Source organism: Klebsiella oxytoca NBRC 105695, assembly GCF_001598695.1.
In the GTDB taxonomy this organism is placed as follows: domain Bacteria; phylum Pseudomonadota; class Gammaproteobacteria; order Enterobacterales; family Enterobacteriaceae; genus Klebsiella; species Klebsiella oxytoca.
The window spans coordinates 93,838-117,375 of the sequence record NZ_BCZK01000001.1 but is presented as its reverse complement, the minus strand read 5'-3'; the positions used below and the strand labels follow the sequence as shown (position 1 = coordinate 117,375).

16 protein-coding genes and 1 riboswitch are annotated in these 23,538 nt (G+C 58.1%); of the genes, 8 read left to right on the top strand and 8 right to left on the bottom strand.

The annotated features are described in order from the left end of the window. Nucleotides 1–103: 103 nt before the first annotated feature. Both KO1_RS00480 and KO1_RS00475 read left to right on the top strand, forming a co-directional pair. Entirely contained in the window at nucleotides 104–853 is a 750-nt protein-coding gene (locus KO1_RS00480) for an SDR family oxidoreductase (protein WP_004114038.1), read from the top strand. Nucleotides 854–883: 30 nt separating this feature from the next. Further along, entirely contained in the window at nucleotides 884–2,491 is a 1,608-nt protein-coding gene (locus KO1_RS00475) for an FGGY-family carbohydrate kinase (RefSeq protein WP_064406801.1), read from the top strand. 186 nt (nucleotides 2,492–2,677) lie between these two features. On the opposite strand, the gene fbaB is transcribed toward KO1_RS00475, so the two are convergent. The 4 genes from fbaB to KO1_RS00455 all read right to left on the bottom strand — a co-directional run bounded on the left by fbaB (nucleotide 2,678) and on the right by KO1_RS00455 (nucleotide 6,865). Next, nucleotides 2,678–3,730 (bottom strand): class I fructose-bisphosphate aldolase, encoded by a 1,053-nt coding sequence (gene fbaB, locus KO1_RS00470; RefSeq protein WP_004103793.1) that lies wholly within the window; start codon nucleotides 3,728–3,730, stop codon nucleotides 2,678–2,680. A 148-nt stretch (nucleotides 3,731–3,878) separates the two neighbouring features. Continuing rightward, the gene (thiD, locus tag KO1_RS00465) at nucleotides 3,879–4,679 is read right to left on the bottom strand and encodes a bifunctional hydroxymethylpyrimidine kinase/phosphomethylpyrimidine kinase (RefSeq protein WP_016809241.1); all 801 of its coding nucleotides are present in this window, start codon (nucleotides 4,677–4,679) and stop codon (nucleotides 3,879–3,881) included. Continuing rightward, nucleotides 4,676–5,449 carry a hydroxyethylthiazole kinase gene (gene thiM / locus KO1_RS00460; protein WP_047720873.1) on the bottom strand — a complete coding sequence of 258 codons (774 nt, stop codon included), beginning with the start codon at nucleotides 5,447–5,449 and terminating at the stop codon, nucleotides 4,676–4,678. Before thiM ends, thiD begins: the two co-directional genes overlap by 4 nt. Before the next feature lie 34 nt (nucleotides 5,450–5,483). Beyond that, nucleotides 5,484–5,580, bottom strand: a riboswitch (TPP riboswitch). Between the two features lie 358 nt (nucleotides 5,581–5,938). Then, nucleotides 5,939–6,865: a LysR family transcriptional regulator gene (locus KO1_RS00455; protein WP_162556179.1), complete on the bottom strand. Its 927-nt coding sequence runs from the start codon at nucleotides 6,863–6,865 to the stop codon at nucleotides 5,939–5,941. Nucleotides 6,866–6,985: 120 nt separating this feature from the next. On the opposite strand from KO1_RS00455, the gene KO1_RS00450 reads away from it, so the two are divergent. Beyond that, the gene (locus tag KO1_RS00450) at nucleotides 6,986–8,797 is read left to right on the top strand and encodes an adenine deaminase (protein ID WP_024274478.1); all 1,812 of its coding nucleotides are present in this window, start codon (nucleotides 6,986–6,988) and stop codon (nucleotides 8,795–8,797) included. 2 nt (nucleotides 8,798–8,799) lie between these two features. Beyond that, nucleotides 8,800–10,143 (top strand): NCS2 family permease, encoded by a 1,344-nt coding sequence (locus KO1_RS00445; RefSeq protein WP_004103803.1) that lies wholly within the window; start codon nucleotides 8,800–8,802, stop codon nucleotides 10,141–10,143. An 88-nt stretch (nucleotides 10,144–10,231) separates the two neighbouring features. On the opposite strand, the gene KO1_RS28390 is transcribed toward KO1_RS00445, so the two are convergent. Both KO1_RS28390 and KO1_RS00440 read right to left on the bottom strand, forming a co-directional pair. Continuing rightward, nucleotides 10,232–10,381 carry a hypothetical protein gene (locus KO1_RS28390; protein ID WP_158414353.1) on the bottom strand — a complete coding sequence of 50 codons (150 nt, stop codon included), beginning with the start codon at nucleotides 10,379–10,381 and terminating at the stop codon, nucleotides 10,232–10,234. An 83-nt stretch (nucleotides 10,382–10,464) separates the two neighbouring features. Beyond that, the gene (locus KO1_RS00440; protein WP_004103805.1) at nucleotides 10,465–11,385 is read right to left on the bottom strand and encodes a LysR family transcriptional regulator; all 921 of its coding nucleotides are present in this window, start codon (nucleotides 11,383–11,385) and stop codon (nucleotides 10,465–10,467) included. Nucleotides 11,386–11,554: 169 nt separating this feature from the next. Here KO1_RS00440 and KO1_RS00435 point away from each other — a divergent pair, with 169 nt between their 5' ends. Then, nucleotides 11,555–11,872: an RcnB family protein gene (locus KO1_RS00435; RefSeq protein WP_004103807.1), complete on the top strand. Its 318-nt coding sequence runs from the start codon at nucleotides 11,555–11,557 to the stop codon at nucleotides 11,870–11,872. Between the two features lie 59 nt (nucleotides 11,873–11,931). On the opposite strand, the gene KO1_RS00430 is transcribed toward KO1_RS00435, so the two are convergent. Together KO1_RS00430 and apbC are read right to left on the bottom strand one after the other, a co-directional pair. Next, nucleotides 11,932–12,261 (bottom strand): hypothetical protein, encoded by a 330-nt coding sequence (locus KO1_RS00430; RefSeq protein ID WP_004114049.1) that lies wholly within the window; start codon nucleotides 12,259–12,261, stop codon nucleotides 11,932–11,934. Between the two features lie 351 nt (nucleotides 12,262–12,612). Next, nucleotides 12,613–13,722: an iron-sulfur cluster carrier protein ApbC gene (gene apbC / locus KO1_RS00425; RefSeq protein WP_004103811.1), complete on the bottom strand. Its 1,110-nt coding sequence runs from the start codon at nucleotides 13,720–13,722 to the stop codon at nucleotides 12,613–12,615. A gap of 151 nt (nucleotides 13,723–13,873) precedes the next feature. On the opposite strand from apbC, the gene metG reads away from it, so the two are divergent. The 3 genes from metG (at nucleotide 13,874) to KO1_RS00410 (ending at nucleotide 23,531) form a co-directional block, all read left to right on the top strand. After that, nucleotides 13,874–15,907, top strand: coding sequence for a methionine--tRNA ligase (gene metG, locus KO1_RS00420; RefSeq protein ID WP_016809243.1), 2,034 nt, complete (start codon nucleotides 13,874–13,876; stop codon nucleotides 15,905–15,907). Between the two features lie 136 nt (nucleotides 15,908–16,043). After that, nucleotides 16,044–19,781 (top strand): WGR and DUF4132 domain-containing protein, encoded by a 3,738-nt coding sequence (locus KO1_RS00415; protein ID WP_047720871.1) that lies wholly within the window; start codon nucleotides 16,044–16,046, stop codon nucleotides 19,779–19,781. A 12-nt stretch (nucleotides 19,782–19,793) separates the two neighbouring features. After that, nucleotides 19,794–23,531, top strand: coding sequence for a WGR and DUF4132 domain-containing protein (locus KO1_RS00410; RefSeq protein WP_047720870.1), 3,738 nt, complete (start codon nucleotides 19,794–19,796; stop codon nucleotides 23,529–23,531). The last annotated feature ends 7 nt before the right edge of the window (nucleotides 23,532–23,538 follow it).

The window sequence follows — 23,538 nt, the reverse complement described above, 5'->3', positions numbered from 1 at the left end:
AATGACGCTCATATTCAATACCTTAACAAGTTTTCGTCTCTAACGTCGAACGCGATGCCCTCGCGCTCGACAGTGCCAACCAGACTCTGTAAAGGATTATAAAATGAACCACTCTGTCTCCTCTATGAATACTTCCCTTAGCGGTAAAGTCGCCGCCATTACCGGCGCGGCGTCCGGTATTGGCCTCGAATGCGCCAGAACCCTGCTGGGCGCCGGCGCAAAGGTGGTGCTTATCGACCGTGAAGGGGAAAAGCTCAATAAACTTGTTGCCGAACTCGGTGAAAACGCCTTCGCCCTGCAGGTTGACCTGATGCAGGCGGATCAGGTTGATAACCTTCTGCAGGGAATTTTGCAGCTCACCGGGCGTCTTGATATTTTCCACGCCAACGCCGGAGCTTATATCGGCGGGCCGGTGGCCGAGGGCGATCCGGACGTCTGGGATCGCGTGCTGCATCTCAATACCAACGCCGCCTTCCGCTGCGTGCGTAGCGTCCTGCCGCATCTTATCGCGCAAAAGTCCGGGGACATTATCTTCACCAGTTCTATCGCGGGCGTGGTGCCGGTGATCTGGGAGCCTATCTATACCGCGTCGAAATTTGCTGTCCAGGCGTTTGTTCATACCACCCGTCGCCAGGTTTCACAGTACGGCGTGCGCGTCGGCGCCGTGCTGCCTGGCCCGGTAGTCACCGCCCTGCTGGATGACTGGCCGAAAGCCAAAATGGACGAAGCGCTGGCCAACGGCAGCCTGATGCAACCGATCGAAGTGGCCGAGTCGGTGCTGTTTATGGTGACGCGGTCGAAAAACGTCACCGTACGCGACATTGTGATCCTGCCGAACAGCGTGGATCTCTGACCGTTCAACCAGACTGTGTGAGAGGATATTATGCAAAGCGATACGCAACATATTATTGGCGTCGATGTTGGCTCAGGCAGCGTTCGCGCCGGCGTGTTCGACCTGCGTGGCGAACTTCTTGCCCACGCAACCCGGGAAATTACCCTGTTTCGCAGCGCCGGAAGCGTGGTCGAACAGTCAAGCCGCGAGATCTGGCAGGCGGTGTGCTACTGCATTAAAACGGCGGTGGCCAGCGCCGGGGTCCCTCCATCGTCGATTGCCGGGATCGGCTTCGATGCCACCTGCTCGCTGGTAGTGATTGGCGATAACGACGCGCCGCTGGCGGTCGGGCCTTCGGAAGATGCGGACCGTAACATTATTGTCTGGATGGATCATCGCGCCACCGGCCAGGCGGAAAAGATTAACGCCACGGGCCACGCGGTGCTGCAGTACGTTGGCGGCAAAATCTCGCCGGAGATGGAAACGCCGAAAATTCTCTGGCTGAAGGAGAACCGCCCGCACATTTATCAGCAGGCGCGCCACTTCTTCGACCTCCCCGATTATCTCACCTGGCGCTCGACCGGCGATTTAGCCCGCTCAGTCTGTACTGTGACCTGTAAATGGACCTACCTGGCGCATGAACAACGCTGGGATGCCAGCTACTTCCGCCAGATTGGCCTCGAAGAGCTGGCGGATGAAGATTTTGTCCGCATCGGCCAGCGGATTGTCGATCCGGGAACCCCCTGCGGCGACGGCCTTTGCGCCACGGCGGCAGAGGAGATGGGGCTGCCGATCGGTACGCCGGTAGCGGTCGGTATGATTGACGCCCACGCGGGCGGCATCGGCACCGTCGGCGTGCTTAACGGCGCGGTTAACAATATGGCCTACGTCTTCGGTACCTCTTCCTGCACCATGACCACTACTCAGGAAGCGGTATTCGTGCCCGGCGTCTGGGGGCCGTATTACTCGGCGATGGTGCCAGGGTTCTGGCTGAGTGAAGGTGGTCAGAGCGCGGCCGGAGCGGCCATCGACCAGCTGCTGAGCTTCCACCCCGCCGCCGCAGAAGCTAAGTCGCTGGCCAAAGCGCGCGGCGTCCCGCTACCGGTTTATCTTGCCGATAGCGTGCTGGCGAAGATAGATAATCCGTCAGCGGCGGTCAAGCTTGCCGACGGCCTGCACGTGGTGCCTGAATTTTTAGGTAACCGGGCGCCGCTGGCCGATCCGCAGGCGAAAGCGATTATCGCTGGCCTGGGGATGGAGCGGGATCTGGACAATCTGATGGCGCTCTACGTCGCCGGATTGTGCGGCATCGGCTACGGTCTGCGGCAGATTATTGACGCCCAGAAGGCGTGCGGCATCCGCAGCGAGAATATCGTCATCAGCGGCGGGGCCGGTCAGCATCCGCTGGTGCGCCAGCTGCTGGCAGATGCCTGCGGAGTGAACGTGGTGAGTACCGAATCCAGTGAACCGGTGCTGCTAGGTTCGGCGATTCTTGGCGCGGTGGCCGGTCATATCGCACCTTCCCTGCCGGAAGCGATGAAGCAGTTTACCCGGGTGGATAAAACCTACCGCTGCGTAGAACAATTTAGCGCCGATCATCAGCGGCGCTATGAGGCGTATAAAATGCTACAGCACACGGCGCGGCTGATTCGCGAGTAAGCAGGAACCCGGAGGCGGCGCTTGACGCGCCTGTCCGGGCTACCGGCCCGCAGATAGCTGTGAATCCGCAACCTGTTCTCGATGGGGCCTCCGGGCCGCAGACGGCGGTGAACTGGTAGCCCGGCCAGGCGCAGCGCGGCCGGGGAAGGCAGACGACGCTGTTGCCTTTAAGGGTTATATAGCCTGTTAAGCGATAGTGACTTTGCCGTCCAGATAAACATCCTGTACGGCATTGATCAGCTTCACGCCGTCAGCCATTGATTTTTTAAACGCTTTACGGCCCAGAATCAGCCCCATGCCGCCCGCGCGCTTATTGATAACCGCGGTGCGCACGGCGTCGGACAGATCGGTTTCCCCGCCCGCCGCGCCGCCGGAGTTAATCAGCCCGGCGCGGCCCATATAGCAGTTCGCCAGCTGGTAACGCACCAGGTCGATCGGATTATCGCTGGTGAGCTTGCTATAAACCCGGTCATCGGTATAGCCGAAGTTCACCGCTTTATAGCCGCCGTTGTTTTCCGCCATTTTCTGCTTCACGATATCCGCGCCGATGGTCGCCGCCAGGTGGTTGGCCTGACCGGTTAAGTCAGCGGAAACATGGTAGTCGACGCCATCTTTCTTAAACGCCGAATTACGCAAATAGGCCCACAGCACGGTCACCAGGCCAAGCTCGTGCGCGCGCTCAAAAGCGGCGGAGATCTCTTCGATTTGCCGACGGGACTGTTCGGAACCGAAATAGATCGTCGCCCCGACCGCCACGGCCCCCATATTGAACGCCTGCTCGACGCTGGCATACAGCGTCTGGTCATATTCGGTCGGGTAGCTCAGCGTTTCGTTATGGTTCAGCTTGACCAGGAAGGGGATGCGGTGCGCATAGCGGCGCGACACCGAGGCCAGCACGCCATAGGTGGAGGCCACGCAGTTACAACCGGCCTCAATGGCCAGTTCGACGATATTTTTCGGATCAAAGTACAGCGGGTTGGCGGCAAAAGAGGCGCCAGCAGAATGCTCTACGCCCTGGTCGACCGGCAGGATCGACAGATAGCCGGTTCCCGCCAGGCGGCCGGTGTTATACAGGGTTTGCATATTACGCAGCACCGCCGGCGGACGGTTGTTATCAACCATCACCCGATCGACGTAATCCGCCCCCGGTAAATAGAGCTGGTCGGCTGGAATTGTCATACAGCGGTGCTGTAAAAGCGTGTCGGCATCTTTGCCAAGCAACTGCGTAATATCAGTCATAGCTATCTCCCGTAAGTGCCGGTCGAAACCGGCATGCGTTTTCCCAACCCAATTATTTTGGGCAGGTTAAGCCTGGTACCGACTCAGCAGATTTTCCAGCCGGGAGCCTATTTTTTCAGCATAGTCTGCTGACCCGTTGTCTTGCCGTTTACCACCAGGCGTGAAAATGGTGTACCGGACCGATGCCGTGTCCCACTTCCAGCGAATCCGCCTGCGCCAGCGCCGCCGACAGCCAGCCTTTGGCTTCCGCCACGGTTCGCCCCCAATCCTCGTAACGCGGACGCAGGGCCGCCAGCGCCGCCGATAGCGTACAGCCGGTACCGTGGGTATTTTTAGTCTGGACTCTCGGCGCGGTAAAACGCCGCTCCTCTTCGCGGGTAAACAGCCAGTCCGGGCTTTCCGCATCATCGAGATGGCCGCCTTTCATTAATACCGCTCCACAGCCCATGCCCAGCAGCGCTCTGCCCTGCTCCAGCATCTCCTGTTCCGTTCTGGCATGCGGTGCATCCAGCAGCGCCGCTGCTTCCGGCAGGTTCGGAGTGATCAGCGAGACCTGCGGCAGCAGGCGCTGGCGCAGCGTTTCCACCGCCGACGCCGAGAGCAGCGGATCGCCGCTTTTCGCCAACATGACCGTATCCAGCACCACATTTTTAATCTGATAACGCGCCAGCCGTTCCGCCACCGCTTCAACGATATCAGTTTCCGCCAGCATCCCGATTTTGGTGGTATCGATGCGCACATCGCTGAAGACGGAATCGAGCTGCGCGGCGACAAAATCAGGCTCTATACGATAAACCGACTGGACGCCAAGGGTGTTTTGCGCCACCAGCGCGGTGATGACCGAGCAGCCGTATGCCCCCAGCGCCGAGAAGGTTTTGAGATCCGCCTGGATCCCCGCACCGCCGCTCGGGTCGGTGCCGGCGATGGTTAGCGCATTAATTCGTTTCACAGATCGCCTCCCGCATAGAGCGCATCGAGGAAGGCGGGAGTAAAGCTGCCGGGGCCGCCCTGCTGCGCCGCTTTCCCCCCCGCGAGCTTCATCAGACCGCAGGCCGCGGCCACGTTCTCCAGCCGATCGCCGGGCATCGCCGCAGCGGCGGCAACCACCGCCGACAGCGCGCAGCCAGTGCCGACCACCCGGGTCATCAGCGGATCGCCGCCGGTGACCATGCGAATGCGCTGGCCGTCGGTGACGTAATCAACCTCCCCGGTCACCGCGACCACGGTATTCAGCTGGCGGGCTAACGCCTGGGCTGCGGGCAGCGCTGCGGCGGCGGTATCGGTCGTATCGACGCCGCGCCCGCCGCCGCTCATTCCGGCCAGCGCCATGATTTCCGACGCATTACCGCGAACGGCGGCAGGCTGCAGCGCCAGCAGCTCCAGACAAAATTCTGTCCGTAAGGTCAGCGCGCCGACCGCTACCGGGTCCAGCGTCCAGGGTTTGCCCGCCTGCGTTGCGCTATGCGCCGCCGCGCGCATCGCCTCCGCACGCTCAACGGTCAGCGTGCCGACATTAATCAGCAGCGCATCGGCAATGGCGGCAAACTGGCTGGCTTCGCCCGGATCGATAACCATCGCCGGCGATGCGCCAATCGCTAACAGGACGTTGGCGGTAAAGGTCTGCACCACGTCGTTGGTCATGCAGTGAACAAGGGGAGAATGGCAGTGAAAAAGGTGCCGCAGATGGGCAATATGCGCGGGGTTCAGCAGGTCAGACATCGTTTGCTCCCGCCAGGCGATGAAGAAGCGACGACCCTGCGGTCTCTGACTTCCCTACGCTGGCATTATCCAGATCAGGTGGTACGGGTTTTTCTCAGCCTTCACAAGGAAGGGCACCCCGAGTCATTGAGAGATAAAAACGTTCTCAGCGGGCAGGTTACGGTAAGTCGCCGGACAACGCAAGCTGGCCCGGCTCGGCAAGATTTGTTCCAACATGCATGGGGAAGGACTACCCCCGCTCGCGCGGGGAACTCTCTGTCTGAGATTTTCCAGGGCCTGGCGCGCCCGGTTTATCCCCGCTCGCGCGGGGAACTCTCTAAATGTATCCTATTGTTTTATATCAACTTTATTCGCACGGAATAATATACTGACATTTCTGCAACAAATTAATTTTTTAAAGAGGCATAACCCTTTGATTTTAAAGGGTACAAAAACTATTTCGTTACCTCTCTCGCATTTCACCACAAGCCGTAGAGAGAGCAACGCCCGCTATAGATTCACTTCCCGCAGCGAACTCAGTAATAGTGCAAAACATTCCTCGATCAGCGGCGGCAGAGGCTGCGGTCCGCGCATCAGCGCCACGGTTCGCGTCAGCGCGGGCTGCTGAAGCTGCGCCACCTTTAACGCCGGATCCTGAAGGTGGGTAGTATAAAGCTCAGGCAGAATCGCCACCGCCAGCCGCGAGCGCACCAGGCCGTAAAGCGTCTCAATATAGTCAACCTGATAACGCGTATTCAGCGTGAGGCGATGGCTCTCGGCCAGCGCGCCGACCAGACGCTGAATATTGCCCTTTGAAAACACCGCGATATCGCGCCCCGCGAGCAGCTTCCACGGCAGATGCGGCTGCCCGGCCAGCGGATCGCCGCCGTGCAGCACCGCCACAAACGGATCTTCGCGCAGAGGATAAACCTGCAGCTCAGGCGGTAACGAACTGTCTATTGCGCCAACGGCAAAATCTATCTTTCCCGACTGCAGCTCGCAGAACAGGGCGTCGTTGGTCTGATCGTGAAACTCCACCCTCAGGCGCGGAAACGCCTGGGCCAGCGTTTGCGGCAGCAGCGGAAACAGCAGCGAACTCACCGAAGGCACTAAGCCAATACGCACCGTTCCGTCGCCGCCGGCTTCGACTATCTGCTGCATATCCTGAAAAGCCAGCTGCGCCACGCTCAACACTCGCCGGGCGTGGGGCAAAATCGCCGCCCCCAGCTCGGTTAAGGTCACCGCCGAGGCGGTACGGTTGACCAGCTTGCCGCCGAGCACCGTCTCGATTTGCCGCAGCGCGCTGCTTAGCGCCGGCTGGCTGATAGCCAGCCGGTTAGCGGTGTCGGTGAAGTGACGCAGCTGGGCCAGGGTCACAAAGTACTGAATCTGCTTGAGAGAGAGCGCGGGCAGCCGCTGCCAGGGTTCGGTCATCATGTTTTCGTCAACGGTGAGCATGCAGAATAACCCGAAGTTATCGGGCGATAAATTTATTCATCTGGGCAAACGTTTGCTCTGCCCCTAGAGTATCCCCATTATCCTTGTGCCGGAGTTGTTATGTCCAGCAGTGCTGAAACCCGCCGCCGCGCCGTCCAGGCCGCGCGCGGAGAATCCCCGTTCGATTTATTATTAACCGACGCGCAGATTGTCGACATGGCCACCGGAGAAATCCGCGAGGCCGACGTCGGGATCGTCGGTGAAACGATCGCCAGCGTGCATCCGCGCGGCAGCCGCTCCGATGCCCTCGAACGCCGCTCGCTGGCGGGATGTTTCCTGTCGCCGGGGCTGATGGATACGCACGTTCACCTTGAAAGCTCTCACCTGCCGCCTGAACGCTATGCCGAAATCGTGCTGGCTCAGGGCACCACGGCAGTATTCTGGGACCCGCACGAGCTGGCCAACGTACTGGGCGTCGAAGGCGTGCGCTACGCCGTCGCTGCCAGCCGCCATCTGCCGCTGCAGGTGATGGTTGCGGCGCCTTCCAGCGTGCCGTCGACGCCGGGACTGGAGATGTCCGGCGCCGATTTCGCCGGCGCGGAGATGGAAACCATGCTGGCCTGGCCGGAAGTCTGCGGCGTTGCTGAAGTGATGGATATGCACGGCGTGCTGCACGGCAGCGAGCGGATGCAGGAGATCGTTCAGGCCGGGTTGAACAGCGGCAAGCTGATCGAAGGCCACGCGCGCGGTTTGAGCGGCGCGGATCTGCAAGCCTATCTTGCCGCCGGGGTCACCTCCGATCATGAGCTCACCTCGGCGGCCGATGCGCTGGAAAAACTGCGCGCCGGGCTGACTATCGAAATTCGCGGCTCGCACCCTTACCTGCTGCCGGATATCGTTAACGCGCTGAAAACGCTGCCGCATCTTTCCTCGCAAATCACCGTCTGCACCGACGATGTGCCGCCGGATATGCTGCTGGAAAAAGGCGGCATTATCGCCCTGCTCAACCTGCTGATTGAGCACGGACTGCCGGCTACCGACGTCCTGCGCTTCGCCACCTTAAACGCGGCGATCCGTCTGCAGCGTAACGATTTGGGGCTGATTGCTGCCGGACGCCGCGCCGATCTGGTGGTTTTCGATTCTTTATCCCGACTCAACGCGCAGGAAGTTTACGTCGCCGGTAAGCTGATTGCCCGCGATGGCGCCCTGCTTCAACCCATTCCGTCGGCGGCGGGCGTTACCCCGCCGCGCGATACCCTGCAGATGCCGCCGCTCAGCCCTGACGATTTTATCCTCCGCGTTGGCGCCATTCGCCACGGCGTCGCCCGTCTGCGGCATATTCGCGGCGCGCGCTTTACCCAGTGGGGAGAAGTTGAGGTGCAGGTCCGCGATGGCCGGGTGCAAATCCCGGAAGGATTTAGCCTGATTTGGGTTAAGCACCGCCACGGTCGTCACCAGGCGACGCCGCAAATTGCGCTGCTGGAAGGCTGGGGCGAACTGCGCGGCGCCATCGCCACCAGCTACTCTCACGATTCTCACAACCTGGTCGTGCTCGGACGCGATGCCGACGAGATGGCGCTGGCGGCGAACCGCCTGATCGAATCCGGCGGCGGCATGGCGCTGTCGCAGCAGGGAAAAATCCTTGCCCACGTGGCGATGCCGATCGCCGGGATGCTTTCTGACTTACCCGCCCCGGAGCTGGCCAGAGAGTTCCGCCAGCTTCGCGACCTGAGCGCAGAAGTCGCCGACTGGGAGCCGCCCTATCGCGTGTTTAAGGCTATCGAGGGTACCTGCCTTGCCTGTAACGCCGGGCCGCATTTAACAGATTTAGGTTTGACCGACGGCAGCACCCGCCAGATAGTCGAGCCGCTGATAGACTGCCGGGAAATCCCGGAACATACAGAACACAACAATAAACATCAGGGAGCCTGAGCATGGCCGACAATACCCTTAACTCATCCGCGCAGGGAAGCTGGCTGGAGCGCCGTTTTGCCTTGTATTCCCGCGGCAGCACGCTGCGCACCGAATGCCTCGCGGGCATCACCGGTTTTCTCGCCGCCGCCTATCTACTGGTGGTTATCCCCGGCCTGCTGGCGGTGGGCGGGATGGATAAAGGCGCGGCAACCACCGGCACGATTCTGGTGTTCGTCGGCGGCACGCTGCTGATGGCGTTTTATGCCAACCTGCCGTTTATCGTCGGGCCGGGCATCGGCGGTTCGGTGCTGGTCGGCGTCACGCTGGCGGGCAGCGAAGGCATTGGCTGGCAGATCGGGCTTGGTATCGCCTGCTGGTCGGGGATTCTGTTTTTCCTGCTGACCAAATTCGGCCTGCGTGAAGTGGTAACCCGTTCGGTGCCGCAGTCGATCAAGCTCGGTCTGACGGCGTCCATTGGGCTGTTCGTCGCGGTATTGGGCTTCCGTAACGCCGGACTGGTGCTGGCTAACGCCAAAACCAACGCCCTGATGCTCGGGGATTTCCTTTCGCCGGGGGCGCTGGTTGCGCTCTGCGGGCTGTTTCTGGCCATTGCCCTGCAGGCAAGAAAAATCCCCGGCTCGATTCTGTGGGCGATTCTCTTTGCAACCCTGGTCGGTATTCCGATGGGCGTTACCAGACTCCCGGGCAGTTTTATCGATATGCCGCATTCGCTGACGCCGGTGCTGGGGCAAATCGATATGCTGGGCGCGCTGAATATCGCCTTTCTGCCGTTCCTGTTCGTCTTTTTCGCCTCAGAGTTCTTTTCCACGATGGGCACCACTCTGGCCGTGGGCGGCGAAGCGGGTCTGCTGGATGAAGAAGGCAATATGCCGCATATCAATCGCCCGTTTATGGTCGACTCGATCGCTGCGGCTATAGGTCCCTGGCTAGGTATTCCGGCGGCGACCGCGCTGATTGAATCCTCGGCGGCAGCGGAAGCCGGCGGTAAAACCGGGTTAACCGCGCTATCGGCGGCGGTAATGTTTCTCCTGATGCTGCTGTTTACGCCGGTGGCGCTGATGATCCCGAAAGAGGCGACCGCACCTGCGCTGATCCTCATCGGCCTGAATATGTTCAGCGGCCTGCGCAAAGTGGATCTGGCAAACTTCACCGACGGCCTGCCGGTGCTGATGATGGTGATGATTACGCTGATTGCCAATAGCTTCGGTACCGGGATTGCCGGCGGGCTGCTGTTTTATGTCGTGATCAAAACCATCGCCGGCAAATGGCGGGAAATCCCCATCGGCCTGTGGATCCTTGCGATTCCGCTGGTCTACTACTTTGCCACGCTGGTGAAGCATTAAGCTTCGCGCCGATCGTTCTCCCGGAGGCGGCGCTGACGCGCCTTGTCCGGGCTACCTGTCCGCAGATTGCTGTGAACTCGTAGCCCGGTCAGCGCAGCGCCACCGGGGAAAAGCCACGCCGATGCTTCACCCCGACACCGTTCCCGGAGGCGGCGCTGGCACGCCTGTCCGGGCTACCGGCCCGCAGATTGCTGTGAACTCGTAGCCCGGCTAAGCGCAGGGTATGAACCGGAAACATGGGTAGCACTTTAGACCGGAAACATGGGTAACAGTTATAACTGACACCGTTCCCGGAGGCGGCGCTGACGCGCCTTATCCGGGCTACCGGCCCGCAGAGAGCGCGCTGGAATTAACCGCTTCGCACGCCTCTTTCACCGCCTCATACAGCAGCCGTACCGCAGGCGAAAGCTGTTTGCGGTGCGGGCAAATCATATTCAGCGGCACCACGTCGCCCTGGTAGTGCGGCAGCAGCACCTGGAGTCGCCCTGCACGAATATCGTCGCCGACGTCGAGTTCAGATTTGTACGCAATCCCCTCACCGGCAATCGCCAGGCGGCGAATCACCTCCGCATCATCGCTCACGATAGTGCCGGAAACCTGCACGTGGTGTACTTTCCCTTCCCGGCTCAACGGCCAGCGGTCAAACGCCCTGCCGCGCAGCACGTAGGTGAGCGCATTATGTCGCGCCAGCTCTTCCAACGTTTGCGGCTCGCCGTTTTCAGCTATCCAGCCGGGCGAAGCCACCAGCACTCGTCGGTTATCGGGCGCGACGGGCAGGGAGATAAACGAAGCATCGTCGTTATCGCCGTAGCGAAAGGCCACGTCCACCGGATCTTTAAACACGTCGGTCCGATGATCGGAAAACAGGATCCGCAGACGCAGCGCAGGATGACGCTGGCGAAAGCCGCGAAAAACGCGCAGAAGCAGGTTGCGCCCGAGATCGGACGGCACGGCAATTTGTAACGTACCGCGAACTTCGTCATCCGGCGTGCGGATTTTTTGCAGCCCGGCGTGCAGCGTATCGAGCATCTGCGTGGCGTAGGGCAGCCAGGCCTCGCCTTCCGGCGTCAGGCGCAGGCTCCGCGTTGAACGGGCAAAAAGACGAATATTCAACGTCGTTTCCAGACGCTTGATCGCCGCACTAACCTGCGCCGGCTGCAGCCCGGCCTCTCGCGCCGCATCGCTGAAGCTGCTTAGCGCCGCAGCGCGGACAAACAGAGCCAGATCTTCCAGCCTTAACATAGACACTCCCGAACCCGGATTATTCTCAAAACAGGCGCAACCAGGCGAAAAACATCGTTGCCTCACCGTTTGCTTACACTTTTAACGAAACCAACGCTTGCCATTTCCTTGAGGTATCAGGAATCATACGAGGCTGCGATTGAGTGTCCAGGATAATAATGAGGAAACTATGCGTAAAACAAAAATGATGCTTCTGGGCGTACTGTTGGCATGCACCAGCGGAGCGTGGGCGGCGACCGGCGACGGCATTCAGAAATATGAGCTGGACGGAGTGACCGCAGACTTTAAACAATTCCACATCGGCGATACCGTTCCGCCGCTGTACCTGACGCCAGAATACAATATCAAACAGTGGCAGCAGCGCAATCTGCCGGCGCCGGATGCCGGCACGCGTTGGACCTACATGGGCGGGAGCTACGTCCTGATTACCGAAACCGAGGGGAAAATCCTCAAAATCTACGATGGCGAAATTTTCTATCATCGCTAAAAACGAAACGCCAGCGGACAAATTCTGCCGCTGGCATATCTTTTATCGTTGCTAAAGCGCTATTCGTTAAAGCGGTTTTGTTTGTGCATAAACTCCTCGACGGCAATATAGGCAGCGACCTGTTCGTAGAGCATTAAAATACTGAGTATCAGATCCCCGCCGCTGCGCAGTAAATCATCCGGCGCAGTGCGACTTTTATCATCCGATAAAAAAACTATTTGTTCATAAATTTCACAATATTCGCCATAAGCGCCAATCGGAAGGTCAGCCAGCGGGATATTTTCCTGACAATAACGCAGCGCGTCAGCGGCTTTCTCCGGCAGCGTGCGCGAATGCATAAAGATGACCAGAAGTTCCCGCAACTTAACGATTAGAGCAATATTATTCATCATGCACTCCGGAAATGTAGTACGGCGATATTTTCCTTCCATCGTTTTTATTGACGTATGACTGATGACTACCACATTCCGCCAAATAATAAAGCCAAATAAAATTCCTTTCGGCGAATTAAAATAGGTCACTGCTATGCTAATTAAGCTCGCACAAGCGCGGAGGGAAAACAATGTTAAGAATATGTTTTGTTGATTAATCTCAACATCAGCAAATGTGAATAAAAATAAGTAATATTTAACACCACTATCATTCGCGCAGTGATTATTTTAGCGAAAGAAAACGGCGTTCGGCGGAGGTAAAAAAACCGCACGGCGCTTTGCGCCGCACGGTTCAGGATAGTGAGTGGACTATACCGCGCGGAAGGCGATCTCACCGGGGATAACTTCCCCCTGCCAGTACAGCTGCGCCGCGACGCGGTCTGCCAGCTGACGATAGGTCTCGGTAAACTCGCTTTCCGGACGCGCCACTACCGTCGGGGTCCCTTTGTCGAGGTCTTCGCGCAGAGTGATGTGCAGCGGCAGCTGGCCCAGCAGCTGGGTGTGGTATTTCTCCGCCAGCTTTTGCGCGCCGCCGGTACCGAAGATAGGCTCGTGGTGCCCACAGTTGCTGCAAATATGCATGCTCATGTTTTCCACGATACCCAGCACCGGTACCTCGACTTTTTCAAACATCACGATGCCTTTTTTGGCGTCGATCAGGGCAATATCCTGCGGCGTGGTCACCACTACCGCGCCGGTAACCGGGATATTTTGCGCCAGCGTCAGCTGAATATCACCGGTACCCGGCGGCATATCCAGCACCAGATAATCGAGATCCGGCCACAGGGTTTCCTGCAGCATCTGCATCAGCGCCTTGCTGGCCATCGGCCCGCGCCACACCATAGCGTTATCGTCGGTCACCAGATAACCGATAGAGTTGGTGGCAAGACCGAACTTCATAATCGGCGCCATATGGGTCCCATCTGGCGAGGTCGGACGCTGATCTTCCGCGCCGAGCATGGTCGGAATCGACGGGCCGTAAATATCGGCATCCAGAATGCCGACTTTCGCCCCTTCCGCCGCCAGCGCCAGCGCCAGGTTGACCGCCGTCGATGATTTACCCACCCCGCCCTTACCGGAGCTGATAGCGATAATATTTTTCACGCCGTTGATACCGGGCTGATTTTTTACCCGCTGAAGCGTGGCGATGCTGTGCGTCAGCTTCCAGTCGATAGCTTTGGCACCGGTAATGCGCAGCAGCTCGGCGCTGCACTGCTCCTTCAGAGCTTCAAAGGCGCTGTTCCAGACGAACGGCATCTGAATTTCAATATGCACGGTTTCGTCCAGCCAGGCGACGTGATGCAGCGCCTTCAGCGTAGTGAGGTTATGTTTCAGGGTTGGGTGCTGGAAATTAGCCAGGGTCCCGGCGACCATCGCGCGTAGACGTTCGGGGGATTTGGCCTGGGATTGCGAACTCATCCCGACTCCTTTGTTATTGTGAGTTGAATCTTGTGCGTTAAGTTTACCTTAAAGGGAATAATTCCCCCACCATAAGCTTTGGGCTTACCAAATTATTGCCTTTGCGGTAACATCAAACCCCCTTTTTACAATAGAAGATGTAATGCCCACTATGACTCAAGTCGCGAAGAAAATACTGGTAACGTGCGCACTGCCGTACGCAAACGGCTCAATCCACCTCGGCCACATGCTGGAGCACATCCAGGCTGATGTCTGGGTCCGTTACCAGCGAATGCGCGGCCACGAAGTCAACTTCATCTGCGCCGACGACGCCCACGGAACCCCGATCATGCTGAAAGCGCAGCAGCTCGGTATCACCCCGGAACAGATGATTGGCGAAATGAGTCAGGAGCATCAGACCGATTTTGCTGGCTTCGACATCAGCTACGACAACTATCACTCCACGCACAGCGACGAAAACCGCGAGCTGTCGGAGCTTATCTATACGCGTCTGAAAGAGAACGGTTTTATCAAAAACCGCACCATCTCCCAGCTCTACGATCCGGAAAAAGGCATGTTCCTGCCGGACCGTTTTGTGAAAGGCACCTGTCCGAAGTGTAAATCACCGGATCAGTACGGCGATAACTGCGAAGTATGCGGCGCGACCTACAGCCCAACCGAGCTTATCGAACCGAAATCGGTCGTCTCCGGCGCGACGCCGGTGATGCGCGAGTCCGAACACTTCTTCTTCGACCTGCCGTCGTTCAGCGAAATGCTGCAGGCGTGGACCCGCAGCGGCGCGCTGCAGGAGCAGGTAGCGAATAAAATGCAGGAGTGGTTTGAGTCCGGCCTGCAGCAGTGGGATATTTCCCGCGATGCGCCGTACTTCGGCTTTGAAATCCCGAACGCGCCGGGTAAATATTTCTACGTCTGGCTTGACGCGCCGATCGGCTACATGGGTTCCTTTAAGAACCTGTGCGACAAGCGCGGCGACGCCGCCAGCTTCGATGAGTACTGGAAGAAAGACTCCACCGCCGAGCTGTATCATTTTATCGGTAAAGACATCGTTTACTTCCACAGCCTGTTCTGGCCGGCCATGCTGGAGGGCAGCAACTTCCGCAAACCAACCAATCTGTTCGTTCACGGCTACGTGACGGTCAACGGCGCGAAGATGTCCAAGTCGCGCGGAACCTTTATTAAGGCCAGCACCTGGCTGAACCACTTTGACGCCGACAGCCTGCGCTACTACTACACCGCCAAGCTCTCTTCGCGTATCGATGATATCGATCTGAACCTGGAAGATTTCGTGCAGCGCGTTAATGCCGATATCGTCAACAAAGTGGTGAACCTCGCCTCGCGCAACGCCGGTTTTATCAATAAGCGTTTCGACGGCATGCTGTCCGCCGAGCTGGCCGATCCGGCGCTGTACAAAACCTTCACCGATGCCGCAGCAAGCATTGGCGAAGCGTGGGATAGCCGCGAGTTCGGTAAAGCCATCCGTGAAATCATGGCGCTGGCCGACGTGGCGAACCGCTACGTTGACGAGCAGGCGCCGTGGGTGGTTGCCAAACAGGAAGGCCGCGATGCCGATCTGCAGGCCATCTGCACCATGGGCCTGAATATGTTCCGCGTGCTGATGACCTGGCTCAAGCCGGTTCTGCCGCAGCTGGCCGCCCGCGCCGAAGCGTTCCTCAACAGCGAACTGAGCTGGGAGGCCATTCAGCAGCCGCTGCTCGGTCACAAGGTTAACGCCTTTAAAGCGCTGTATAACCGCATCGAAATGAAGCAGGTGGAAGCGCTGGTCGAAGCGTCGAAAGAAGAAGTGAAAGCGCTGTCAGCGCCGGTCACCGGACCGCTGGCGGACGATCCGATTCAGGACACCATCACCTTTGACGATTTCGCCAAAGTCGATATGCGCATCGCGCTGATTGAAAACGCCGAGTTCGTGGACGGTTCCGACAAGCTACTGCGCCTGACGCTGGATCTCGGCGGCGAGAAGCGCAACGTCTTCTCCGGCATCCGCTCCGCCTACCCGGATCCGCAGGCGCTGATTGGCCGCCTGACGGTTATGGTCGCCAACCTGGCGCCGCGTAAAATGCGCTTCGGCATCTCGGAAGGCATGGTGATGGCCGCAGGCCCTGGCGGGAAAGATATTTTCCTGTTAAGCCCGGACAGCGGCGCCCAGCCAGGCCAGCAGGTCAAGTAATACCGCATAAAGCGCTGCTCCGGCAGCGCTTTTTTTATAAATTCTGAAAATCGCATTCTTGTCGTCCTCCCCCTCTGTGTTCTTAGTAATAACTGCTAGCATAAAATCCAAACTGGATAAAAACACAGGGAAGAAAATGAAATCTTTTATTTATCAGGACGAAAAATCACATAAATTCTGGGCGGTGGAGCAGCAAGATAACGAGCTGCATCTGAGCTGGGGCAAGGTCGGCACCAGCGGCCAGAGCCAGATTAAAACCTTTGCCGATAGCGCCACTGCTGCAAAAGCCAAACAGAAACTGATTGGTGAGAAGACAAGAAAAGGCTACGCAGAAAATACCGCGGCGGAAAAAAGCCCGCCCCAGGCTGTCGCTAGCCAATCTAATAACCGACCCTGGCTCGCTGATGATGCCCATATACCGCTAACAGAGGAGATCGGCTGGTTTGCTTTCCCTCACCGTAACCGTTCCAGACCGTTTAATACCACACCGGACGGCAATCAGATTTGGCAACGCATTACCAGGAATGATAAAGCCGAATTCAGGCCATCCGACTATCATTTCACGTCACCGGCCTGGGAACAGGCCTACGCTGAACTACACCAACGGATTAAGCATAATCAATCCACCGGAAGCCTGCTTTCCGAAGCGGCTCTTCTCGGGCAAATGGGCTATTATTCTGGTGATTTAATCGACCTCTTTGTGACGCAATACGGGCTTGAAACCACGGTTGAGATCGCCTGTCATACCCTACAAGTGGCATGCAAGTACGATGATGATCTTAAGAAAATTGTCGTACGTAGCGACTTTCCTGTTAACGAAACAGAATATCTGCCCGACTGGCTCCCGCGCTTGTGTCATCATCTTTCATTAGCGCCAGAGGAAGAGTGGCTACGCTGTGTCAAAAAACTGATTGCTGCTATTCCTGAGCTTTCTCCCGCTATGCAGCCGTTTGTCGCACTGATGTTGCCAGAGCGTCCGGATATCGCCAATGAGATAGCATTACGTTTCGCCGCAGAAGAGATTCCGGCAATGGCGTGGTTGAAAATGGTTGTCAATGCCCCTTCTGCACTGATTACGCTAGAAAAATATCCGTTGCCTCCACTTTACTCTCACTTTCTCCCCTATGTTGCCACATTGATAGCCAACCAAGGCATGATCGGGGTAAGTCAACTCGTCAACGATTTGGACGAAAAGGAAGCAAGCACCCAATTACCTGAGCTTGAAGCTACTGACTATTTCACTAAGTGGTTAGCTAAAACGAACCATCCGGATGCGCTTAAGATATTAATTCTTGGTGCCGGCAACAAAAATAAGCGCCTGGGATATTTAAGTAAGGCCAGTCAAAAATATCCTCATGCAGCCATTGCCGCTTATGCGTCGCTGCTGACGAGCTATGAAGATCCGATCTGGCGCAAAGCGCTAACGGTACTCATCAGCGCTGAACCAGCTCGGGTAGAGCAAGTTCTGCCATGGATTGACGCACACGCCGCAGAAACGTTAACCGCGACGCGGCCGCATAGCGACTCATCAGCAGAATATGCCAGCCCGGAGACCCTACCAGAAATACTGGTATCCCCGCCGTGGCTAAAGCAAAATCAAAAAAGCGCATCACCAGTATTCAAACTATCAATACTCCCCGTCACTTCTACGCTAAGCCTGACGCCGGCAATAACGGAAGAGCTAACTGGCTACGATTACAGTGATTACCACTGCCAATTCAGGTACGCGGACCTGCCGCCATTTGAAAGCTATCATTGGGAAAAAGTGACGGAGCCTTTCACCCCGGAACAAAACTTTCTGTGGCGTCTGGGGTTTGAAAAGTGGCAACAGTTAACCCCTGGCACATCGCAAAAAGTCCCCATTCCGCAAAGCGCCGTCACAGCCCTGCAATGTGCAGACTATGACACCTTGATAAATGAGTTCCATCAGTATACGGGTAAGCAGTATTCGCAATGGAAGCTGTATCTGCTGGCCTGGATGCCGCGCGAGCAAGCATTAGCCCTGCTGGATGCTCTGGCTGATGAACCTCACAAAGGCGAAGAGGGGATCTTACCCATTTTTGGCATCGATGCCCTGCCGATATTTGTCCGTTATCTTAAACACGATCGCCAGTCGCTGTGGCCGTTTACCCCCTATTGCGGCACAACCGATTTGGCACTGCCGATGGCACAAAACTTCAGCCGCAAAAAAACGCTGCGCGAAGACGCCCGAAGCTGGTTACTTGAGTATCCCGAACATGCCATTGCCGGGTTATTGCCCGTAGCGCTAGGAAAAGCGTGCAAAGACAGGGACGACGCTCAACAAGCTTTGCGATTACTGGCCGAAAATAATCACCGTTCTCTGATAACCCAAATAGCACAGCGCTATCAACAACCGGAGATTATCGCTGCACTGGGAGCCTTTCTCGACGCAGGAGACTTTCACGATTTCCCGACGAAAATTCAGCCTTTGCCTGAATTTTATCAATTTGCACTGTGGCGCAGACCACAGCTCAAAAGCTCGGGGTTGCCGTTGCCGGATAACGCCATGCGTTACCTCGGCGATATGTTGAATTTCCCACGCGAAGTGAAACTTTACGCCGGACTGAATACCGTAAAAAGCATCTGCACTCCAACATCTCTGGCTAACTTTGCCTGGGATCTTTTTAACGCCTGGATTGAAGCCGGAGGCCCTTCAAAAGCGAACTGGGCCTTCACAACATTAGCCTTTTTCGGTAATGACGATACCGCGCGAGCGCTGACGCCGCTCATCCGTGCCTGGCCTGGAGAATCACAACATCAACGCGCAGCGCTTGGGTTGGACATTCTGGCAGAAATCGGCAGCGACATCGCTTTGATGTTGCTAAACGGCATTGCGAAAAAAATCAAATTTGCGGCGCTACAGGAGAATGCACAGAACAAAATCAAGCAAATTGCCGAACAGCGTGAACTGACCATTGCCGAGCTGGAAGACCGCCTCGCCCCGGATCTCGGACTGGACGACAACGGCACTCTGGTTCTCGACTTCGGCCCCCGCCGCTTTACAGTCAGCTTCGATGAAGCTCTGAAACCCTTTGTGTGCGATGAAAGCGGCCGACGCCTGAAAGATTTGCCGAAGCCCGGCAAAAGCGACGATGAACCGCGGGCTGCGGAGGCCGTCAGTCGTTACAGACAGTTGAAAAAAGATGTCCGTACCATCGCATCCCAGCAAATTCAGCGTCTGGAAACCGCCATGTGCCTGCGCCGCCGCTGGACCGCCGAACAGTTCCGCCTGTTCCTCGTCGACCATCCGCTGGTGCGCCATCTCACCCGCCGCCTGATCTGGGGAGTCTATAGCCAGGAAAACGTCCTGCTGGCCTGCTTCCGCGTCGCCGAAGATAACAGCTACAGCGATGCAGAAGATAACCCGTTCAGCCTGCCTGAAGGGCAAATCGGCCTTCCGCACGTGCTGGAAATCTCCGCGGAAGACGCCGCCGCCTTCGGCCAGCTGTATGCCGACTATGAACTACTGCCGCCGTTCCGCCAGCTCGATCGCAACCACTATCGCCTGACGGAAAGCGAAAACCGGGCCACAGAATTAACGCGCTGGCGCGGACGCCAGTGCCAGGCCGGGCGCATCGTCGGACTGGAGCGCAAAGGCTGGCAGCGAATAGAAGATGGCGGCAGCATCTGCGGCATGTTCAAACCCGCCGCCAGCGGCGACATGGTGCTGGAAGTGGAACCTTTTTCGCTGCTGTATGGAGAAACCACCTACGACGAACTCATCCCGTTCGAGACAGTGAAAATCGTTACCAAAGGCGATATTGACTACGGCAAACCGACCTTTGCTTTCGCAACGCTCGACGCTATCGCCGCCAGCGAACTGATTAACGATATCGAATCGCTATTCGATTAAAAGGACTTAGTCATGAAAACGTTTATTTATCAGGATGAAAAATCACATAAGTTCTGGGCGGTTGAGCAGCAGGATAACGAACTGCATCTGAGCTGGGGGAAGGTGGGTACCAGCGGCCAGAAGCAGATTAAAACCTTTGCCGACGCGGCAGCGGCCAGTAAGGCCGGGCAGAAGCTGATCAATGAAAAAAACCGCAAAGGCTACGTTGAGCAAGGTGAAACCACGCCGTCTGCGGCAGCCAGCCTGCCGGAGGAACCGGCATCTACCCCAGCTGCGCCGCCGCCCGCATGCGCCACCGTGCCTGCAGACATAGCTCGTCCGTGGCTGGCGGACGATGCCGAACTGGCTTTGTCAGATGAGCTGCTGCAAGATGTGCTCCCTTCACGCCGCTTTCCCGGTCCACCGATCGCCGCGCCTGCAGATAGCGAACTGATGAGTCTCGGCAAAGAGATCCACCAGCAGTCCGGGAAAGCCGTGACCTTTGACTATGCCGACTGTTCCGCCTACTGGCAGCAAACCATCAACGAAGCCCTTAGGGATGGCCCGCTCTCCCCTGCTGCGCTGGCGGTGCAGCTCGCCCTCGCCACGCGTCGCGGCTGGCGCAGCAGCGACAATGCCGACCTGATGGACGAAATTGTTTACGTCTACGGACTGGAATACGCCGTCGAGACGTTTATTGCCCTGCAGCACATTACTTTTGATTACAATTACCAGACCCTGCAGGTGACCTTCCTTTCAGAACCCACCAGCGCGCGCGGGCCCGGGATGCTCGACGTGCGCCTGCGCGCGCATCTGGCTCAGGCCGATGAACCGCTCTGGCAGCGCTGCGTGAATAAACTGATCGCCGCGCTGGCGGATATGCCCATCGGGCAGCAGCCGCTGGTGGCGCTATTGCTGCCCGATCGCCCGGATATCGTCCACGAAATCGCCCGCCGGGTACTGGCGCATAAAACTATCAGAACGGCGGAATGGCTGAAGGTGGTGGTTCGCGACCCGCAGCTCGTCAAAGCGCTGGAGCCTTATCGGGCGGAGAACCTGTTTAACGACTACTACCACGGCAGCGTCTGGAACGCGACGGTGATGCGCGAACAGGGCGTTGCCGGCATCGCCCGCTTCGCACCCTACGTTCATGACGATCTGTGCGGTAAGCTGGTCAGCCAAATTAACCATCCGCAGGCGCTGAGCCAGCTAATCCTCGCAAGCGAGCAGGGTAAGCGTTGTCACGAACGGATGACCCAGGCCAGCGCGCGCTTCCCGCACGCCGCGCTGGCGGCGCTGGCTGAACTGCTGACGCAGAAAGAAGAGAAACGCTGGCGCATTATGCTGATGACCCTGCTCAGCGGGCAGCCGGGGCTAGTCGGAGAAATTGTGCCGTGGATCTCTGCACAGGCCGCGACGCTACTGGAAGCCTGCCAGCAGCAGTTAAGCCAGCAGGCCGAGTGCGCCCGCGACGATATGCTCCCGCCGGTGCTGGTCACCCCACCCTGGGCGGCGAAAAAGAAAAAATCCCCCATTGCACAGCTGAATCTGCCGCCGCTCCCATTAGAGCCGGTCTGTATGCTGACGGAAGAGGCAAGCAAACAGCTTCTCGAACAGCGTAGCTGGTATGCCCGCCAGCTCGATAATGGCAAAGAAAAAGATGAAAAGGAGCTCCTGTCCTGCTTAGGTTTCCACAGCTGGAACCGGAGCCAAAATCGCTATGAAGATGTCTCCGATGCCGCTATCGATGCCTGGCAACGACAGGATTATCCGGCGCTGATTGCGGAATTTAAGAATGCCCATACCTATCGCCAGGAAGAGTGGAAGCTGTACATGCTCGCCGCCCTGCCCGCCGGACGGGCGCTACAGGCCTGGAACGCGCTCAGCCAGGAGCCCCACACCGGCGCAGACTTTGTGATGGCGCACCTGCGTCTCGCCGGTTTGCCGGGCTTTATCCACTCCTTCTCACGCTATCCGCAGGAAAACCTGTCGGTTGCGATCTGGTTTGCCGCCAGCGAACTGGCCCCCATCATCGCCCGCGCTTTTAACAAACTTAAATCGCTGCGTGAAGGCGCGCGCGAATGGCTGCTGGCCTATCCTGAACATGCGATTACCGGCCTGCTGCCCGCCGCCCTCGGCAAAGCGGGCGAAGCGCAGGACAGCGCGCGCCTGGCGATACGTATGCTGGTGGATAACGGCCATCAGCCGCTGCTTGAAGAGGTCGCCCGGCGCTACAATCAGCCGGCGGTAACGGAGGCCGTTACCGCCCTGCTCGCCCTCGATCCGCTGGATAACCATCCGACCAAAATTCCGCCGCTGCCCGCATTTTACCAGCCTGCGCTGTGGACGCGTCCGCTGCTGCGGGAAAATGGCCTGGCTCTGCCGGATGGCCCCATAAAAGCGCTCGGCGAAATGCTGCGCTTCCCGTCAGAGGAGGGGATTTATCCCGGCCTGCAGCAGGTTAAAGATCTCTGTACTGCCGAATCACTTGCCGCCTTTGCCTGGGATCTGTTCAGCGCCTGGCAAACCGCCGGAGCGCCATCGAAAGAGAGCTGGGCGTTTACCGCGCTCGGGATTTTCGGCAACGATGATACCGCCCGGGCCCTGACGCCGCTGATCCGCGCCTGGCCCGGCGAATCTCAGCATAAGCGCGCCACCGTCGGATTAGATATTCTCGCCGCCATCGGCACGGATATCGCCCTGATGCAGCTTAACGGCATCGCCCAGAAGCTAAAATTCAAAGCCCTGCAGGAACGCGCCAGAGAGAAAATCGGCGATATCGCTGAAAGCCGCGGGCTGACCGTGGAAGAACTGGAAGACCGCCTGGCGCCCGATCTGGGTCTGAATGAGGATGGTAAGCTCACCCTCGATTTTGGCCCACGGCGCTTTATCGTGAGCTTTGATGAAGCGCTCAAACCCTACGTCCGGGATGAAAACGGCAGCCGTCTGAAAGATCTGCCGAAGCCGAATAAAAGCGACGATAACGCGCTCGCCGCCGAGGCTGTCAATCGCTACAAGGCCCTGAAAAAAGATGCCCGCACGATTGCCGCCCAGCAAATCGCGCGGATGGAGTCGGCCATGTGCCAGCGCCGCCGCTGGACGCCGGAGAACTTCCACCTGTTCCTGGTCAACCATCCGCTGGTACGCCATCTCACCCGTCGCCTGGTATGGGGCGTATACGGTGAGGACAACCGCCTGCAGGCCTGTTTCCGCGTGGCGGAAGACAACAGCTACAGCAATGCCGATGACGATCTCTTTCCTCTGCCGGACGGCGACATTCGTATCGGCCTTCCGCATCGGCTGGAAATGACGCCGCAGGATGCCGCCGCTTTTGGTCAGCTATTTGCCGATTACGAACTGCTGCCGCCGTTCCGTCAGCTCGATCGCAACTGCTACACCCTGACGCCCGCCGAGCTGGCGACTACAGAGCTGACGCGCTGGGCAGGACGCAAGTGCCCGAGCGGCCGGGTCATCGGGCTGGCGAACAAAGGCTGGCTACGCGGCGAGCCGCAGGACGCTGGCTGGATCGGCTGGATGCTAAAACCGCTGGGACAGCGGGCGCTGGTAATGGAAATCGACGAAGGCTTCGCCGTGGGCATGCTGCCGGATGAGCTCAGCACCGAGCAGCTATTAAGCAAAGTCTGGCTGTACGCCGGAAATGCCCGGCAGTACGGCTGGGGCGGCAACGCTCCGCAGCAGGCCCGATTTTCGGAGCTGGATAAAGTCGCCCTCAGCGAACTGATCAACGATATTGAAGGGCTATTTGAATAGAACAAGG

Coding starts and splice junctions, on each gene's coding strand:
- KO1_RS00445 (WP_004103803.1), top strand. CDS start 8,800: ATGGCCGACAATACCCTTAACTCATCCGCGCAGGGAAGCTGGCTGGAG.
- KO1_RS00415 (WP_047720871.1), top strand. CDS start 16,044: ATGAAATCTTTTATTTATCAGGACGAAAAATCACATAAATTCTGGGCG.
- KO1_RS00475 (WP_064406801.1), top strand. CDS start 884: ATGCAAAGCGATACGCAACATATTATTGGCGTCGATGTTGGCTCAGGC.
- KO1_RS00430 (WP_004114049.1), bottom strand. CDS start 12,261: ATGAATAATATTGCTCTAATCGTTAAGTTGCGGGAACTTCTGGTCATC.
- fbaB (WP_004103793.1), bottom strand. CDS start 3,730: ATGACTGATATTACGCAGTTGCTTGGCAAAGATGCCGACACGCTTTTA.
- KO1_RS00435 (WP_004103807.1), top strand. CDS start 11,555: ATGCGTAAAACAAAAATGATGCTTCTGGGCGTACTGTTGGCATGCACC.
- thiM (WP_047720873.1), bottom strand. CDS start 5,449: ATGTCTGACCTGCTGAACCCCGCGCATATTGCCCATCTGCGGCACCTT.
- metG (WP_016809243.1), top strand. CDS start 13,874: ATGACTCAAGTCGCGAAGAAAATACTGGTAACGTGCGCACTGCCGTAC.
- KO1_RS00450 (WP_024274478.1), top strand. CDS start 6,986: ATGTCCAGCAGTGCTGAAACCCGCCGCCGCGCCGTCCAGGCCGCGCGC.
- KO1_RS00440 (WP_004103805.1), bottom strand. CDS start 11,385: ATGTTAAGGCTGGAAGATCTGGCTCTGTTTGTCCGCGCTGCGGCGCTA.
- KO1_RS28390 (WP_158414353.1), bottom strand. CDS start 10,381: ATGTTTCCGGTTCATACCCTGCGCTTAGCCGGGCTACGAGTTCACAGC.
- apbC (WP_004103811.1), bottom strand. CDS start 13,722: ATGAGTTCGCAATCCCAGGCCAAATCCCCCGAACGTCTACGCGCGATG.
- KO1_RS00410 (WP_047720870.1), top strand. CDS start 19,794: ATGAAAACGTTTATTTATCAGGATGAAAAATCACATAAGTTCTGGGCG.
- KO1_RS00480 (WP_004114038.1), top strand. CDS start 104: ATGAACCACTCTGTCTCCTCTATGAATACTTCCCTTAGCGGTAAAGTC.
- KO1_RS00455 (WP_162556179.1), bottom strand. CDS start 6,865: ATGATGACCGAACCCTGGCAGCGGCTGCCCGCGCTCTCTCTCAAGCAG.